Here is a 13779-nt window from a genome sequence, read left to right on the forward strand (position 1 = left end):
GGCCCGGCGCCACTCTACGAAGGAGATCTCTCGTTCACATCGCCGCGCGCAACCGCGCAAACCCGGCATCCAGATCCGCCTGCAGATCCTCGAGGTTCTCCAGCCCGATATGGAAGCGCAGGCCCGGGCCGCCCGGCTCCCAGCGGGTGGCGGTGCGGTAGGTCTTGCAGTCGAAGGGGATGACGAGGCTCTCGAAGCCGCCCCAGGAGAACCCCATCCCGAACAATTCGAGCCCGTCGAGCAGGGCGGCCAGCGCCGCGGTGGGGACGGGCTCGAGGATCACCCCGAACAGGCCCGAGGAACCGGAGAAGTCGCGTTTCCAGATCGCGTGGCCGGGGTCGTCGGGCAGGGCCGGGTGGAGGACGCGCAGCACCTCCGGCCGGGCCTGCAGCCAGCGCGCCATGGCGAGCCCCTGGCGCTCGTGCTCGCGCAGGCGCAGTTCCATGGTGCGCAGGCCGCGCAGCGCCAGAAACACGTCCTCCGCCCCGGCGCACATGGCGAAATGCTCGAAGGTGCGGTGCAGGGCCGGCCAGTGCGCGGCGTTGGCCGAGGTGAGGCCCAGCAGCAGGTCCGAGCCGCCGCTGAGGTACTTGGTGCCCGCCTCCACGGCGATGTCGACCCCGCGTTCGTGGGGCGGGAAGAACAGCGGCGTCGCCCAGGTGTTGTCCATGATCACCGCCGCCCCGCGGGCATGGGCGACCGCCGCGATGGCCGGCACGTCCTGCATCTCGAAGCTCTGCGAGCCCGGCGCCTCCACCAGCACCGCCCTGGTGGTCTCGCGCATCAGCTCGCCGATCCCGGCACCCACCAGCGGGTCGTAATAGGTCGTCTCGACCCCGAACCGCTTGAGCACGCCCTCGCAGAACAGGCGGGTCGGGCGGTAGGCGGAATCGGTCACCAGCAGGTGGTCGCCCGCACTCACCACGCTCATCAGCGCCACGGTGAGCGCGGCGAGCCCCGAGGGCGTCAGGACGGTGCCGGCAGCGCCGGTGAGTTCGCTCCAGGCGTCCTTGAGGGAATCCATCGTCGGCGAGCCGCTGGTGCCGTAGTCGTAGCGTCCGCGCCGGTGCATCAGGTCGTCGTAGGTGGGGAACAGCACCGTCGAGCCGCGATAGATCGGGGTGTTGACGAAGCCGTGCTGGGCCGAGGGGTCGCGGCCCGCATGGATCAGGCGGGTGCTGCGGCCAAAGCGGCCGGGATCGCGGGGAGGGGTGTTCGACATCGTCACCGAGGCAGGGCGAGGGGGGTATTGCGGTGCGATCACAGCCCGTGCGCGGCTGCGGCGTCAACCCGCGGGGGTTGACCCGAGGGCGTGATCCTTCGCAATGGCCCCGTCGTCATCACGAGACCGCGGACATCGCCCTTGGCCGATCCAACCCCTCGACGACCGCGTGCCGCGGCGCCGCGCCGGGGCCCCGAAGGAGGGCTCGATGGTGTTTCTCGGCCTCCGGCGGCCTCCCGAGCGGCCTCCGCGGCGCTGCGGCGCCTCGGGATGAGGGCTCTCGGGAAGAAGGCTCTCGCGGGAGCGGTGGCGTCGGCGGCCGTGATCGTCACCCCCGCCCTGGCGGACGGCACGCTGGCGCAGGTCAAGGCCCGCGGGCACCTCGTCTGCGGCGTCAGCCCCGGGGTCGCCGGGTTCAGCCTGCCCGACAGCGCCGGCGCGTGGCGCGGCCTCGACGTCGATTTCTGCCGGGCGGTGGCCGCGGCGATCTTCGACGACCCCAAGGCGGTGCGGTTCGTGCCCCTGTCCTCGGCCGCCCGCTTCACCGCCGTGCAATCGGGGGAGGTCGACGTGCTGGCGCGCAACACCACCTGGACCCTGTCGCGCGACACCAGCGCCATGAACTTCCCCGCCATCACCTTCTTCGACGGGCAGGGGTTCCTGGTGCGCAAGGCCCGCGGGATCGGCGCAGTGAAGGACCTCGACCGGGCCACCGTCTGCCTGCAGCAGGGCACCACCACCGAACTGAACCTCGCCGATTGGTTCCGCACCCGCGGGCTCACCTATCGGGTCGTCACCTTCGCCAATTCCGAGCAGACCCTGGGCGCCTACGAATCCGGCCGCTGCGACGCCTATTCCACCGACAAGTCCTCCCTCTACGGCGAGCGCCTGCGCACCGCGGACCCGGAGGAGCACGTCATCCTCGACGAGACCATCTCGAAGGAGCCCTTCGCGCCGGCGGTGCGCCAGGGCGACGACCAGTGGCGCGACATCGTCGCCTGGACCCACTACGCCATGCTCGACGCCGAGGAAGCGGGCATCGGCCAGGCCAACCTCGCGGCGATGCGCAAGTCCGCGCCGGGACCCGACGCCCGCCGCATCCTCGGGCTGGAGGGCCGCTACGGCGAACGGCTCGGCCTCACCGTGGATTGGGCCGAGCGCATCGTCCGCCACGTCGGCAACTACGGCGAGGTGTTTTCGCGCAACGTCGGCGAGGGCTCGCCGCTCAAGGTGCCGCGCGGGCTCAACGCGCTGTGGACGCAAGGGGGCCTGCACTACGGGCCGCCGATCCGGTGAACCATGCCTGACCCCGCCCGCTCTCCCGTTCGCCGGCGTGCGCTGGCCATCCAGGCGGCCGTCGTCGTCGCGCTGGCGGGGATCGCCTATCTCGCCGCCGCCAACGCCTCCGACAAACTCGCGCGCCAGGGCATCGTCGGCGGGTTCGGGTTCCTGTGGCGCAACGCCGGGTTCGACATCAGCCAGCGGCTGATCCCCTATGCCGCCGCCACGGCCACCTACGGCGAGGCGATCCTCGTCGGGCTCCTCAACACGCTCCTGGTCTCGGGCCTCGCCATCGTGCTCGCCACGGCACTGGGGTTCGCCCTCGGCATCGCCCGGCTCGGGCCCAACCTCCTGGCCCGGTGGCTGGCGGCCGGCTACATCGACCTCGTGCGCAATCTGCCGCTGCTGCTGCAGCTTCTGGTCTGGTACGTGGCGGTGCGCCTCGCGCTGCCCGACCCGCAGGAGCCGGCCTCCCTGTGGGGGATCGCCAGCCTCAGCCAGCGCGGGCTCTACCTGCCGCAGCCCGACCTGGGCGGGCGCGGCTGGGCGATCCTCGTCGCCGGCGTCCTCGGCCTCACCGCGGCCGTCGCCGCGCGGCGGTGGCCGCTCCGGCTCGCCCTGATCCTCGGGGCTCCCGTCCTGACCCTGGCGGGGCTGTGGCTCGCCGGCACGCCGCTCGGCCTATCCTGGCCGGTCCGCGGCCCCTACGACGTCGAGGGCGGCCTGGCCGTGCTGCCGGAGTTCGCCGCCCTGCTGATCGGGCTCTCCACCTACACCGCCGCCTTCATCGCCGAGATCGTGCGCGCCGGGCTCATGAGCGTGCCGGTGGGGCAGACGGATGCCGCCAGGGCCATCGGCCTGTCGCGCAGCCAGACCCTGCGCCTCGTCACGGTGCCCCAGGCGATGCGGGTGATCGTGCCCCCGCTCACCAGCCAGTACCTGACGCTCACCAAGAACTCGTCGCTGGCGGTGCTGATCGGCTATCCCGACCTCGTCCACGTGGTTATGGGCACCGTGCTCAACCAGACCAACCAGGCCATCGAGGCGGTGGCGATCACCATGGCGGTCTACCTCCTCGTCAGCCTGTCCACGGCGCTGGCCATGAACGCCTACAACGCCCGCGTCGCGCCGGCGGGGCGCCGATGACCCGGTTCGTGCGCAGCACCCCGGTCCCGCCGAGGCCACGCCCGCCGAGGCCCGGGGGCGCCTTCGGATGGCTGCGCGAAAACCTGCTCTCGGGATGGGGCAACGCGCTCACCACCCTGGTGATCCTGGCGCTGCTCGCCTGGCTGGTGCCACCGGTGCTGCGCTTCCTCGTGGTCGACGCGGTCTGGACCGGGACCTCCGGCGAGGCCTGCCGCCCGGAGGTGGCGGGCCGGCCGGTGGGGGCCTGCTGGGCCTTCGTCGCCGACAAGATCGGCTACCTCGTCTACGGCTCCTATCCGGTGGGGGAGCGCTGGCGGGTGAACCTCGTGTTCGCCCTCGCCGCCCTGGGCGCGGGCTGGATGCTGTGGCTCGATGCGCCCCGGCGCGGTCTCGGCGCGGTCCTGGTCTTCGCCGTGCTGCCCGTGGTCGGCTTCGTCCTGCTCGCGGGCGCGCCCCGGCTCGGCCTCGGGTCGGTGCCGACCGGGCTGTGGGGCGGCATGCTGGTGACCTTCGTGGTGGCGCTCACCGGAATCGTCGCCGCGCTGCCGCTCGGCATCCTGCTGGCGCTCGGGCGGCGCTCGCGCCTGCCGGTGCTGCGCTACGCCTGCATCGGCTTCATCGAGTTCTGGCGCGGGGTGCCGCTCATCACCGTGCTGTTCATGGCCAACGTGATGCTGCCCCTGTTCCTGCCCGGCGACCTCACCGTCGACCGGCTGGTGCGGCCGCTCGTGGGCATCGCGCTGTTCGCCTCGGCCTACATGGCCGAGGTGGTGCGCGGCGGCCTCCAGGCGATTCCCGACGGCCAGTCGCAGGCGGCCGCCGCCCTCGGGCTGACCCGGGTGCAGACCCTGCGCCACGTCGTGCTGCCCCAGGCCCTCAAGGTGGTGGTGCCCGGCATCGTCAACACCCTGATCGGCCTGTTCAAGGACACGACGCTGGTCTCCATCGTCGGCATCGCCGACTTCATCCGGGTGCTGGAATCGGCGCGCGCCGATCCGCGCTGGTCGGCGCCGATGGTGCCGCTCACGGCCTACGTCTTCGCCGGGCTGTTCTACTTCGCCTTCTGCTTCCTGATGGCGCGCTACGCCGGCTTCATCGAGCGGCGGCTGGCCGCCGGGGACCGGGCCCGATGAACCCGTCGGCCAAAAGCGAGCCGGGCAAAAGCGAGCCGGGCAAGAGTGAGATGGGCAAGAGTGAGCCGGCCGTCGTCCTGTCGGGCGTCAACGCCTGGTACGGCGACACCCATGTCCTGCGCGACGTCGACCTCACCGTGGCCCGGGGCGAGCGGGTGGTGGTGTGCGGCTCCTCCGGGTCGGGCAAGTCGACCCTGATCCGCTGCATCAACGGGCTCCAGCCCCACCTGTCGGGCAGCATCGCCGTGACGGGCATCCGCCTCGACGGCCCGGCGGCCCTGGAGGCGGTGCGCGCCCGCGTCGGCATGGTGTTCCAGAGTTTCGAGCTGTTCCCCCACCTCACCGTCCTCGAGAACTGCACCCTGGGCCCGGTCCACGTCCGGCGCCTGGCCCGCGCCGAGGCCGAGGCGCTGGCGCGCCACCACCTCGCCCGCCTGCGCATCCCCGAGAAGGCGGACGCCCGCCCCGCCGACCTCTCCGGCGGCCAGCGCCAGCGCGTGGCCATCGCCCGCGCCCTGTGCATGGAGCCGGCGGTGATGCTGTTCGACGAGCCGACCTCGGCCCTCGACCCGGAGATGGTGGAGGAGGTGCTCGAGGCCATGGTGGACCTGGCGCGGTCCGGGATGACCATGGTCTGCGTCACCCACGAGATGGGGTTCGCCCGCCGCGTCGCCGACCGCATCGTGGTCATGGACCAGGGCCAGGTCGTCGAGGTGGCCCCGACGGACGCGTTCTTCGCAGGACCCCGCCACCCCCGGTCCCGTGCCGTCCTGGGGTTGGCGCCGGTGTGATGCGGAGCCGGCGTCCGGCTGGTCCGGTTCGTTAACGCCCTTGCGCTACCCGTTGATGGTCCTCGCGTTCTTCGAGAAGTGCCAGCGGTGCGTATCCTCCGGTCCCTTGCCGTCTGCAGTGTCTTCGGCATCAATCTCGTGGCGATCGGCTTCGTGTGCGCCGACCGGCTGGCGCATCCGCCCGTCGCCCCGATTCCCGTCATGGCCCGCTCGACCCAGCTCGGCCCCAGCACCACGGGGGCGATCCCCGGCTCCGCGCCGGTCGCCTCCATGAAGGTGGCGCCGCTGCCCAAGGCCACGGACGGCTTCGACACCGAGCGGCTCAACGCCCTCCTGCGCGGCGATCCGATCTCCGGCCCCGCCCGGCGCTGACCCGGACCCCGCCGGCGTGCCATGATCGGCCGGACGGAGGCCGACCTCTCGATGCGCAGCCTCATCACCGACATCGCCGGCATCCGCGTCGGCCACGCCCACGACCGGCGCCTGGCCAGCGGCACCACCGCGATCCTGTTCGACGCCCCCGTGACGGCGGGCGTCGACGTGCGCGGCGGCGGCCCCGGCACCCGCGAGACCGACCTCCTCGACCCCGAGCGCACGGTGGCGGCCATCGACGCCCTCGTCCTGTCGGGGGGCTCGGCCTTCGGGCTCGATGCGGCGGCCGGCGTCGTCGCCCGCCTCGCCGAGACCGGGCGCGGCTTTTCGGTGGGGGCCGCCCGCGTCCCGATCGTGCCCGCCGCGGTCCTGTTCGACCTCCTCAACGGCGGCGACAAGGCGTGGGGCCGCTTTTCGCCATACCGCGACCTCGGCTACGCCGCCGCCCGTGCGGCGGCCCCCGCCTTCGCCCTCGGCTCGGTGGGGGCCGGGATGGGCGCCACCACCGCCGGCCTCAAGGGCGGCCTCGGCTCGGCCAGCGCGCCCGTGGCCGGCACGCAGGCCCATGTCGGGGCGCTCGCCGCGGTCAACGCCTTCGGCCGGGTGACGGTGGGGGAGGGGCCGTGGTTCTGGGCGTCCCCCTTCGAGGTGGGCGCGGAGTTCGGCGGGCGCGGGTTCCCCCCGGCGATGCCGGCCGACGCCTTCGCCTGGCCGAGCAAGGAGTTGCCCGGCGCCAACACCACCCTTGCGGTGGTCGCCACCGACGCGATCCTCACCAAGGCGCAGGCCCGCCGCCTCGCGGTGATGGCGCAGGACGGCCTCGCCCGGGCGATCCACCCGGTCCACACGCCGCTCGACGGCGACGTGGTCTTCGCCGTCGCCACCGGCCGGGTGCCGCTGGCCGATCCCGTCGGCGACCTCGCCCGCCTCGGCGACGCGGCGGCCCGCGTGCTGGCCCGGTCGGTGGCCATCGGGGTCTTCGAGGCCACGGCCCTGGCCGCCGGTCCCCCCGCCTGGCGCGATCGCCACGGGGGCTGAGGCCCGGCCCCCGAGGGCGGGGCCCCTCGCGTTCCGCCGCCGCCAAGCCACGCCGCCGCCAAGCCCCGCCGCCAAGCAACGCCGGCGGCTCGCATCGATATCGCCAGATGCGCCAGTCTGGAATTGTTATAATTCTCAGGTCAGGCACCGTCAAAATGGGTGGCACGACGACGCAGTGCCAGTTAATCCCATGACGACGATAAATGTTGAACGCGGCCCGTATTGGTTTATGCCTGCGCCCGGTCCCCGCCGCCATCCGGCGTTGCGGGCACGGCCGGGGCGGATCGGCCTCGCGGAGTGTCGAGTGATGCTGGGACGTGGCGGTCGCAGGGCCCTGGTCGGGGCGGTTTTCGCGAGCCTGGCGGCGGTGGGCGCTTCCCACGCCAAGGAGGTGCCGATCGGCCCGCACGTGGTCCAGCAGGGCATCGACGTCGGCGCGGTCTACCTGCAGCCGATCGAGATGGACCCGCCCGGCATGATGCGCGCGGCCGCCGACTCCGACATCCACCTCGAGGCCGACGTCCGCGCCGCCAAGGACAACAGGAACGGTTTCGCCGAGGGCGACTGGATGCCCTCGCTGTCGGTCACCTTCGCGCTGGTGAAGCTCGACGGCGACAAGCCCACCGAGACCAGGGTGAGCGGCACGCTGATGCCGATGGTGGCCAACGACGGCCCGCACTACGGCGACAACGTCAAGCTCGCCGGCCCCGGCCGCTACCGCCTGACCGTGACCGTGGCGCCCCCCGGCCCGCACGCGCATTTCGGCCGCCACGTCGACAAGGAGACCGGCGTCGGGGAGTGGTTCAAGCCGTTCGACCTCGTCCAGGACTTCACCTTCGCCGGCACCGGCAAGAAGGGGGCGTATTGACCGCCCGGTGGGCCGCCGGGGCCCTGCTCGCCGCCGGTCTCGCCGCGTCCCCGGCCCGGGCCGATGACCTGCCGGTGATCCGGGTCGAGATGCGCGACGGGGTCATCGTCCCCAGCGTCATCGAGGTTCCGGCCAACACCCGCTTCAAGCTCGAGATCGCCAACACCGGCCAGACCCCGGTGGAGTTCGAGAGCGCGGAGTTGCGCCGCGAGAAGGCGATCGCGGCCGGCTCCACCTCGTCGATCGTGTTCCGCACCGTCGATCCCGGCTCCTACGCGGTGTTCGACGACTTCCACCCGGAGGCCAAGGCGACCCTGGTCGCGAAATGACCTCCGCCCGTCGCTCACGCCGATCGGCATCCCCTCTCCCTCGGCGAGGAGGGCAGGGGCAGGGGGAGGGGACGGTCGGGCGACCCTCTTCGGGCCCGGCGGACCCGACACGCCCATCCTCGATCCTCCCCGTCACCGAAGGCACCCTCCCGTGACCCCCCAGCCCATCGCGCACCCACCCGGCCTGCCCCGGCCCGGCCTCGGCCGGATCGACGCCGGCCTGGCGCGGCTCGGCGACTGGCTCGGGCGCCACCTGCGCACGGTGCGGGCGCTGCAATGGGCGGTGGTGGCGGTCTACCTCGTGCTCGTGGCGGTGCCGGCCTTCCTGCCGCTGCCCGGGCGCAGCGCCCAGATCTGGACCGACCTGACGCTGGCGGCGCAATTCGCGTTCTGGGGCATCTGGTGGCCGTTCGTGCTGGTGAGCATGGCGGTGGTGGGCCGGGCCTGGTGCGGCCTGCTGTGCCCGGAGGGCACCCTCACCGAGGCCGCCAGCCGCTGGAGCCTCGGGCGGGCGGTGCCGCGCTGGCTGAGCTGGGGCGGCTGGCCGTTCGTGGCCTTCGCGGGCACCACGGTCTACGGCCAGATGGTCAGCGTCTACGGCTACCCCAAGCCCGTCCTCGTGGTGCTCGGCGGCTCGACCCTCGCGGCGATGGCGGTGGGCCTCGTCTACGGCCGCAACAAGCGGGTCTGGTGCCGCTACCTCTGCCCCGTCAACGGCGTCTTCGCGGTGCTGGCCAAGCTCGCCCCGGTGAGCTTCCAGGTGGACGGCCGCACCTGGGCCGCCTCGCCCCGCCCGGCCCGGTCGGAGGCGTTCAACTGCGCGCCCCTGGTCCCCGTCAGGACCATGCGCGGGGCGGGCGCCTGCCACATGTGCGGGCGCTGCAGCGGCTACCGCGGCGCCGTGCGCCTCGCCCGGCGCTCGCCCAACCACGAGATCGTCCATGTCGCCGGCACCGAGCCGGATGCCGGCCAGAGCGCCCTGATCCTGTTCGGGATGATGGGGCTGGCGGTGGGCGCCTTCCAATGGTCCTCGAGCCCGTGGTTCGTGTCGGCCAAGCAGGCCCTGGCCACCTGGCTGATCGAGCGCGGCACCGCCTGGCCCCTCGAGACGACCCTGCCGTGGTGGGTGCTCACCAACTACCCCGAGCACAACGACGTGCTCAGTCTCCTCGACGGGACGATGCTGATCGCCTACGTCGCCGCCGCGGCAATCGGCCTCGGGCTCGCCCTCGCCGCCCTGGTGGCGCTGGCGACCCGGGCGCTCGGCGCGTGGTCCTGGCCCCGCTTCCACCACCTCGTCCAGACCCTGATCCCGGTGGCCGGCTGCGGCCTGTTCCTGGGGCTCTCCGCCCTCACCGTCGGGTTCCTGCGCGGCGAGCGCATCGACGTCCCGTTCGTGCCCGAGATCCGGGCGCTGCTGCTGGCCGGGGCCTGCCTCTGGACCCTGCGCCTCGCCTACGCCGTCGCCGGCCTCTCCGGCCGCGGCCTGCGGCGTCTGTCCGCCACCGCCGCCATCGGGGCGGCCATCGCCCTGTCGAGCGCCGGCTGGGTCCTGATGTTCTGGATCTGGTGACCGCCTTCCCTCCCTCCACAGGAGATCCGCCATGATCGGCGCCTTCGTCATCGCCTTCCGCGAGGTCATCGAGGCCGGCCTCATCGTCGGCATCGTCATGGCCGCCACCCGCGGCATGCCCGGCAGCCGGCGCTGGATCGCGCTGGGGGTCGCGGCGGGTCTCGCCGGAGCGGCCCTGCTGGCGCTGTTCGCCGAATCGGTCTCCGACGCCTTCGACGGCACCGGCCAGGACATCCTCAACGCCGGCGTCCTCGTCGTCGCGGTGCTGATGCTGGTCTGGCACAACACCTGGATGAGCCGGCACGGGCGCGAGCTCGCCGGCGACCTGCGCGCGGCCGGCGATGCGGTGCGGGCGGGCGAGCGCCGGGCGGCGGCGCTGGCCGTGGTGGTCGGCGCCGCGATCCTGCGCGAGGGGGCCGAGCTCGTCCTGTTCCTCTACGGGCTGGTGGCCTCGGGCGCTTCCGGCGCCGACCTCCAGATCGGGGCGCTGGCCGGGGTCGCGGCGGGCGCGGCGGTCTCGGCCGTGAGCTACTTCGGGCTCGCCGCGATCCCCACCCGCTACGTCTTCTCCGTCACCTCGGCGCTGATCGTGCTGCTGGCCGCGGGCCTGGCCGCCCAGGCGGCGCAGTTCCTCGCCAACGCCGGCCTCGTCACCGTGCTCGGCCAGACCCTGTGGAACACCGCCGCCATCCTGCCCGAGGCGTCCTGGCCCGGCCGCGTCCTGCATGCGCTCGTCGGCTACACCGACCGCCCCACCGCGCTCCAGGGCGCCACCTACCTCGCGACGGTCCTGGTGATGCTCGCCCTGATGCAGTGGAGTGCGACCGGTCGTCCCCGGGCCCTGCGGACCGCCTGAGGCCCCCTTGCTGGCGGGCGCGCGCGATCTAGTTCAGATGAAATGAATACGATCATCGTCGTCGCCCTGATCTGTGCCGCCAACCTGCCGCAGCCCGACTGCACGCGCGAGACCGCCCTCGACGTGATCACCGGCCCTGCCCACTCCCTGCAGGAATGCCTGCTGCAGGGGCCCATCCTCGCCGCCAGCGCCGGCCATTCCGGCGATGCCGGCCGCTACGTCAAGACGCGCTGCGAACAGCGCCGCTGATCGCAAGGGAAGGCTGCCACATGGACGACGAGGTCAGCCCGGATCGGGCGGTGATGATCCGCCTGCGGGCGCGCCTGGCGGTGGTGGAGCGCGCGGCCTGGTTCGGCTTCGCCCATGCCATGCGCACCGCGCCGGAGGCGACCCTCGCCTATCTCGACGCCGAGCGCGCCAAATGCGCCGAGGGTTTCGGCCAGCGCGGCTGGGCCGCCGACCTCACCCCGGCCGAGCGCAGGATGCTGGGCGCCGAGGTCGACGCCGGCCTCGCACAACTGGCCGCCGACGGCCGGGACGCCTGAATCGACGACTGCGCTTGTCGAGCGGAGCGAGGCTCCTCGCCCGGCGCCATGCCGGTCGGACCGGCACACGTGACTCGGGCGCCGCAGCGCCCATGCCGGCGCGGATGACGGTCTTTCCCTCGTTGGGATCCGTGCGCCCGCTGCCTCGACGAGCCCTTCTACAACGACCCGGCCGCTCGAAAGACCGGCGGCGGCACGCCGGTGTCCCCGCGCGACAGGGGAGGGTTGGTGCGACCTCTCCGGCCACGACCTCGCGGACGGTAGCCTGCGGCTCGCTTCGAAGCGTTCGAGCGGGACGCTTTCCCTTCGTCTTGCGAGGAGGTGGCAGGGGAGTGGAGTGGTTCCGCCTGCCTCGACACAGGGTCGCCGGGCCAACCCCGCAAGGGGGAGGGGACACGCGCCTCGATCGTCAGCGAACTTGCATTAGCATTTATTTCCTGGAATAAAAGTCCTAGGATACTTGTCAGGTCCGGGTTCTCCACCCTTCTCCCGTGCGGCCGAAGCCCTGTGGATGCCCGGCCGCGCCGCCCGTCCGCCGACGCGGCCCGCGTGCTAGACTGCGCGGGCGAGGGATCGCGGCGATCCCCCGTGTCCCCGTCTTGGCGGGCAACCGGACTTGGCGGGCAACCGGACTTGGCGGGCAACCGGAGCGGTGATGACGGTCGGCATCGAGATGGGCGTCAGCCTCGGCGCGGGCGCGGAACCCGCCCTCATGGACCTCGAGGAGCTGCTCGCGACCCGCCTCCTCGTCCAGGGCAATTCCGGCTCGGGCAAGTCGCACCTCCTGCGCCGTCTGCTCGAACAGAGTGCCGGCGCGGTGCAGCAGGTGGTGATCGACCCGGAAGGCGATTTCGTCACCCTGGCCGCCGCGCACGGCCACGTCGTGGTCGACGGCGCCCATGGCGAGTCCGATCTCCAGGCCATCGCCGCGCGGGTGCGCGCGCACCGGGTCTCGGTGGTGCTCGATCTGGAGAGCCTCGACGCCGAGGCGCAGATGCGGGCCGCGGCCGCCTTCCTCGGCGGCCTGTTCGAGGCCGAGCGCGCCCATTGGTATCCCGTCCTCGTGGTGGTCGACGAGGCCCAGGTGTTCGCGCCGGCCGCCGCCGGCGAGGTCTCGGACGAGGCGCGCAAGGCCTCGCTGGGGGCGATGACCAACCTGATGTGCCGCGGCCGCAAGCGCGGGCTCGCCGGGGTGATCGCGACGCAGCGCCTGGCCAAGCTCGCCAAGAACGTGGCCGCCGAGGCCACCAACTTCCTGATGGGCCGCACCTTCCTCGACATCGACATGGCACGCGCCGCCGACCTGCTCGGCCTCGACCGGCGCGGCGCCGAGCGTTTCCGCGACCTGGCGCGCGGCGAATTCGTGGCCCTCGGGCCCGCCCTCAGCCGGCGTCCCCTGGCGCTGCGCATCGGCCCGGTCTTCACCGGAAGCCGGGCCGGCTCGCCGACCCTGATCCCGCTGCCGCAGGCCGCCACCGCCGATCTGCGCGCCCTGATCCTGACCCGCGCCGACGACGAGCCCGCCGCCTGGACGCCGGCCCCGCGGGCGACGCCGACGCCGCGCACCACGCCGGCCGAGCTGATGCGCGAACTCGGCCGCCACCGGCCCGAGCCCGTCGAGGCGGCGCCGACCCTGTCGGAGGCCGAGATCCGCGAGGGGATCGAGGCGGTCCTGCGCGGCATCGCCGACGACCGCGATGCCGCCGGCCAGCCGGTGGCGGTGGTCTACCAGGACTTTCTGGTACGCTGCCGGATGCGGGGCCTCGACGGCGAGGCGATCACCCTCTCGGCCTTCCGCCGGCGCCTGGGCGTCGCACGGGCCGGCGTCGACGAGGAGGCCGCCGGAGTCGATCCCCAGGCCGATGCCCGCTGGGAAGAGGCGCGGAGCGTGGCCGCAGCCCTGCCCGACGAGGTCCAGGGCCTGTTCCTTCTGCTCGCCCGCGCGGCCCTGGCCGCCGAGCCCTGCCCGGGCGACGAGGCCCTGGCCCGGGCGATCGGCAGCCGTTCGCCCGGCCGGGCCCGGCGCCTGCTCAGCTACATCGAGACCCGCGGCACCATCGTCTGCCGCATGGATTATCGCGGCAACCGCGTCGTCGCCCTGCCGGGGCTCGGCTGCGAGACCGCGCCGGGCGATCCCAAGGCATCGCCCGGTGACCCCAAGGCGCCGCCGAGCGAGGTCAAGGGTTTGGCCCGTGAAGGCAAGGCGGTGCCGCCGGAGGGCTTCGGCCTGTTCGCGGCGGAATAGGGCCCGCCCGCCACGGCCTCAGGAGCCGGCGCTCGTCGCGCCCTCGCAGCCGCTCGACGCGTAGGCCCTGACGATCGCGGACAGGAGGCCCGGATAGCGGGCCTCGACCTCGGCGTGGCGCGAGTGGTTGCGCATCTCGACGCCGTGACGCTCGCAGCGGATCAGGCCGGCCTCGCGCAGCACCTTGAAGTGGGTGGACAGCGACGACTTCGGAATCACCCGGTCCCCCACCGCGGCGAGCGCCGAACACGCCTCGACGCAGCCCGCCCCCATGATGCTGGCGAAGATCGCAGCCCGGTTCGGATCGGACAGCGCGTGCAGGATCGCGTTGGGCGGAACGTCCTCGATCGGGGGATGAAACAGCGGCCTCATGATCGTCC

The 13779-nt window shown here is 73.1% G+C and carries 15 protein-coding genes; 13 read left to right on the plus strand and 2 right to left on the minus strand.

What is annotated here, in order from left to right; translation table 11 throughout:
• Window positions 1-34 precede the first annotated feature (34 nt).
• Window positions 35-1222, minus strand: coding sequence for a cystathionine beta-lyase (metC, locus tag ASG59_RS05315; RefSeq protein WP_056407419.1), 1188 nt, complete (start codon window positions 1220-1222; stop codon window positions 35-37).
• A 270-nt stretch (window positions 1223-1492) separates the two neighbouring features.
• Between metC and ASG59_RS05320 the strand changes: the two genes are divergently transcribed.
• The 13 genes from ASG59_RS05320 to ASG59_RS05380 all read left to right on the plus strand — a co-directional run bounded on the left by ASG59_RS05320 (window position 1493) and on the right by ASG59_RS05380 (window position 13399).
• Window positions 1493-2518 carry an amino acid ABC transporter substrate-binding protein gene (locus tag ASG59_RS05320; RefSeq protein WP_056407371.1) on the plus strand — a complete coding sequence of 342 codons (1026 nt, stop codon included), beginning with the start codon at window positions 1493-1495 and terminating at the stop codon, window positions 2516-2518.
• A gap of 3 nt (window positions 2519-2521) precedes the next feature.
• Window positions 2522-3649, plus strand: a complete 1128-nt coding sequence (locus ASG59_RS05325) for an ABC transporter permease subunit (protein ID WP_056407373.1) — start codon at window positions 2522-2524, stop codon at window positions 3647-3649.
• Window positions 3646-4782 (plus strand): amino acid ABC transporter permease, encoded by a 1137-nt coding sequence (locus ASG59_RS05330; protein ID WP_056407376.1) that lies wholly within the window; start codon window positions 3646-3648, stop codon window positions 4780-4782. Before ASG59_RS05325 ends, ASG59_RS05330 begins: the two co-directional genes overlap by 4 nt.
• On the plus strand, window positions 4779-5573 hold the full coding sequence (locus ASG59_RS05335; protein WP_082528634.1) for an amino acid ABC transporter ATP-binding protein: 795 nt from the start codon (window positions 4779-4781) through the stop codon (window positions 5571-5573). The genes ASG59_RS05330 and ASG59_RS05335 overlap by 4 nt, the downstream gene beginning before the upstream one ends.
• A gap of 87 nt (window positions 5574-5660) precedes the next feature.
• The gene (locus ASG59_RS05340; RefSeq protein WP_056287078.1) at window positions 5661-5945 is read left to right on the plus strand and encodes a hypothetical protein; all 285 of its coding nucleotides are present in this window, start codon (window positions 5661-5663) and stop codon (window positions 5943-5945) included.
• A 21-nt stretch (window positions 5946-5966) separates the two neighbouring features.
• A complete protein-coding gene (locus tag ASG59_RS05345) occupies window positions 5967-6983 on the plus strand; it encodes a P1 family peptidase (RefSeq protein WP_244472485.1) in 1017 nt (338 codons plus the stop codon).
• A gap of 307 nt (window positions 6984-7290) precedes the next feature.
• On the plus strand, window positions 7291-7851 hold the full coding sequence (locus ASG59_RS05350; protein WP_056407377.1) for an iron transporter: 561 nt from the start codon (window positions 7291-7293) through the stop codon (window positions 7849-7851).
• Entirely contained in the window at window positions 7848-8180 is a 333-nt protein-coding gene (locus ASG59_RS05355; protein WP_055881927.1) for a cupredoxin domain-containing protein, read from the plus strand. Before ASG59_RS05350 ends, ASG59_RS05355 begins: the two co-directional genes overlap by 4 nt.
• A gap of 151 nt (window positions 8181-8331) precedes the next feature.
• A complete protein-coding gene (locus ASG59_RS05360; protein ID WP_244475630.1) occupies window positions 8332-9753 on the plus strand; it encodes a 4Fe-4S binding protein in 1422 nt (473 codons plus the stop codon).
• A gap of 31 nt (window positions 9754-9784) precedes the next feature.
• A complete protein-coding gene (locus ASG59_RS05365; protein ID WP_056287072.1) occupies window positions 9785-10609 on the plus strand; it encodes an FTR1 family protein in 825 nt (274 codons plus the stop codon).
• 42 nt (window positions 10610-10651) lie between these two features.
• Entirely contained in the window at window positions 10652-10858 is a 207-nt protein-coding gene (locus tag ASG59_RS05370; protein WP_055881921.1) for a hypothetical protein, read from the plus strand.
• Window positions 10859-10878: 20 nt separating this feature from the next.
• Window positions 10879-11154: a hypothetical protein gene (locus ASG59_RS05375; protein WP_056287069.1), complete on the plus strand. Its 276-nt coding sequence runs from the start codon at window positions 10879-10881 to the stop codon at window positions 11152-11154.
• A gap of 655 nt (window positions 11155-11809) precedes the next feature.
• The gene (locus ASG59_RS05380; protein ID WP_056407380.1) at window positions 11810-13399 is read left to right on the plus strand and encodes an ATP-binding protein; all 1590 of its coding nucleotides are present in this window, start codon (window positions 11810-11812) and stop codon (window positions 13397-13399) included.
• Window positions 13400-13417: 18 nt separating this feature from the next.
• Here the strand turns inward: ASG59_RS05380 and ASG59_RS05385 are convergent, their stop codons facing one another.
• Entirely contained in the window at window positions 13418-13771 is a 354-nt protein-coding gene (locus ASG59_RS05385) for a helix-turn-helix domain-containing protein (RefSeq protein WP_055881913.1), read from the minus strand.
• Between the last annotated feature and the right edge of the window lie 8 nt (window positions 13772-13779).

The sequence above is a fragment of the Methylobacterium sp. Leaf466 genome (assembly GCF_001425565.1).
In the GTDB taxonomy this organism is placed as follows: domain Bacteria; phylum Pseudomonadota; class Alphaproteobacteria; order Rhizobiales; family Beijerinckiaceae; genus Methylobacterium.

Excerpts from the sequence above, each read along its gene's own strand:
- ASG59_RS05370 (WP_055881921.1), top strand. The coding sequence starts at position 10,652 with ATGAATACGATCATCGTCGTCGCCCTGATCTGTGCCGCCAACCTGCCG.
- ASG59_RS05345 (WP_244472485.1), top strand. The coding sequence starts at position 5,967 with ATGATCGGCCGGACGGAGGCCGACCTCTCGATGCGCAGCCTCATCACC.
- ASG59_RS05375 (WP_056287069.1), top strand. The coding sequence starts at position 10,879 with ATGGACGACGAGGTCAGCCCGGATCGGGCGGTGATGATCCGCCTGCGG.
- metC (WP_056407419.1), bottom strand. The coding sequence starts at position 1,222 with ATGTCGAACACCCCTCCCCGCGATCCCGGCCGCTTTGGCCGCAGCACC.
- ASG59_RS05365 (WP_056287072.1), top strand. The coding sequence starts at position 9,785 with ATGATCGGCGCCTTCGTCATCGCCTTCCGCGAGGTCATCGAGGCCGGC.
- ASG59_RS05335 (WP_082528634.1), top strand. The coding sequence starts at position 4,779 with ATGAACCCGTCGGCCAAAAGCGAGCCGGGCAAAAGCGAGCCGGGCAAG.
- ASG59_RS05320 (WP_056407371.1), top strand. The coding sequence starts at position 1,493 with ATGAGGGCTCTCGGGAAGAAGGCTCTCGCGGGAGCGGTGGCGTCGGCG.
- ASG59_RS05325 (WP_056407373.1), top strand. The coding sequence starts at position 2,522 with ATGCCTGACCCCGCCCGCTCTCCCGTTCGCCGGCGTGCGCTGGCCATC.
- ASG59_RS05385 (WP_055881913.1), bottom strand. The coding sequence starts at position 13,771 with ATGAGGCCGCTGTTTCATCCCCCGATCGAGGACGTTCCGCCCAACGCG.
- ASG59_RS05380 (WP_056407380.1), top strand. The coding sequence starts at position 11,810 with ATGACGGTCGGCATCGAGATGGGCGTCAGCCTCGGCGCGGGCGCGGAA.
- ASG59_RS05350 (WP_056407377.1), top strand. The coding sequence starts at position 7,291 with ATGCTGGGACGTGGCGGTCGCAGGGCCCTGGTCGGGGCGGTTTTCGCG.
- ASG59_RS05330 (WP_056407376.1), top strand. The coding sequence starts at position 3,646 with ATGACCCGGTTCGTGCGCAGCACCCCGGTCCCGCCGAGGCCACGCCCG.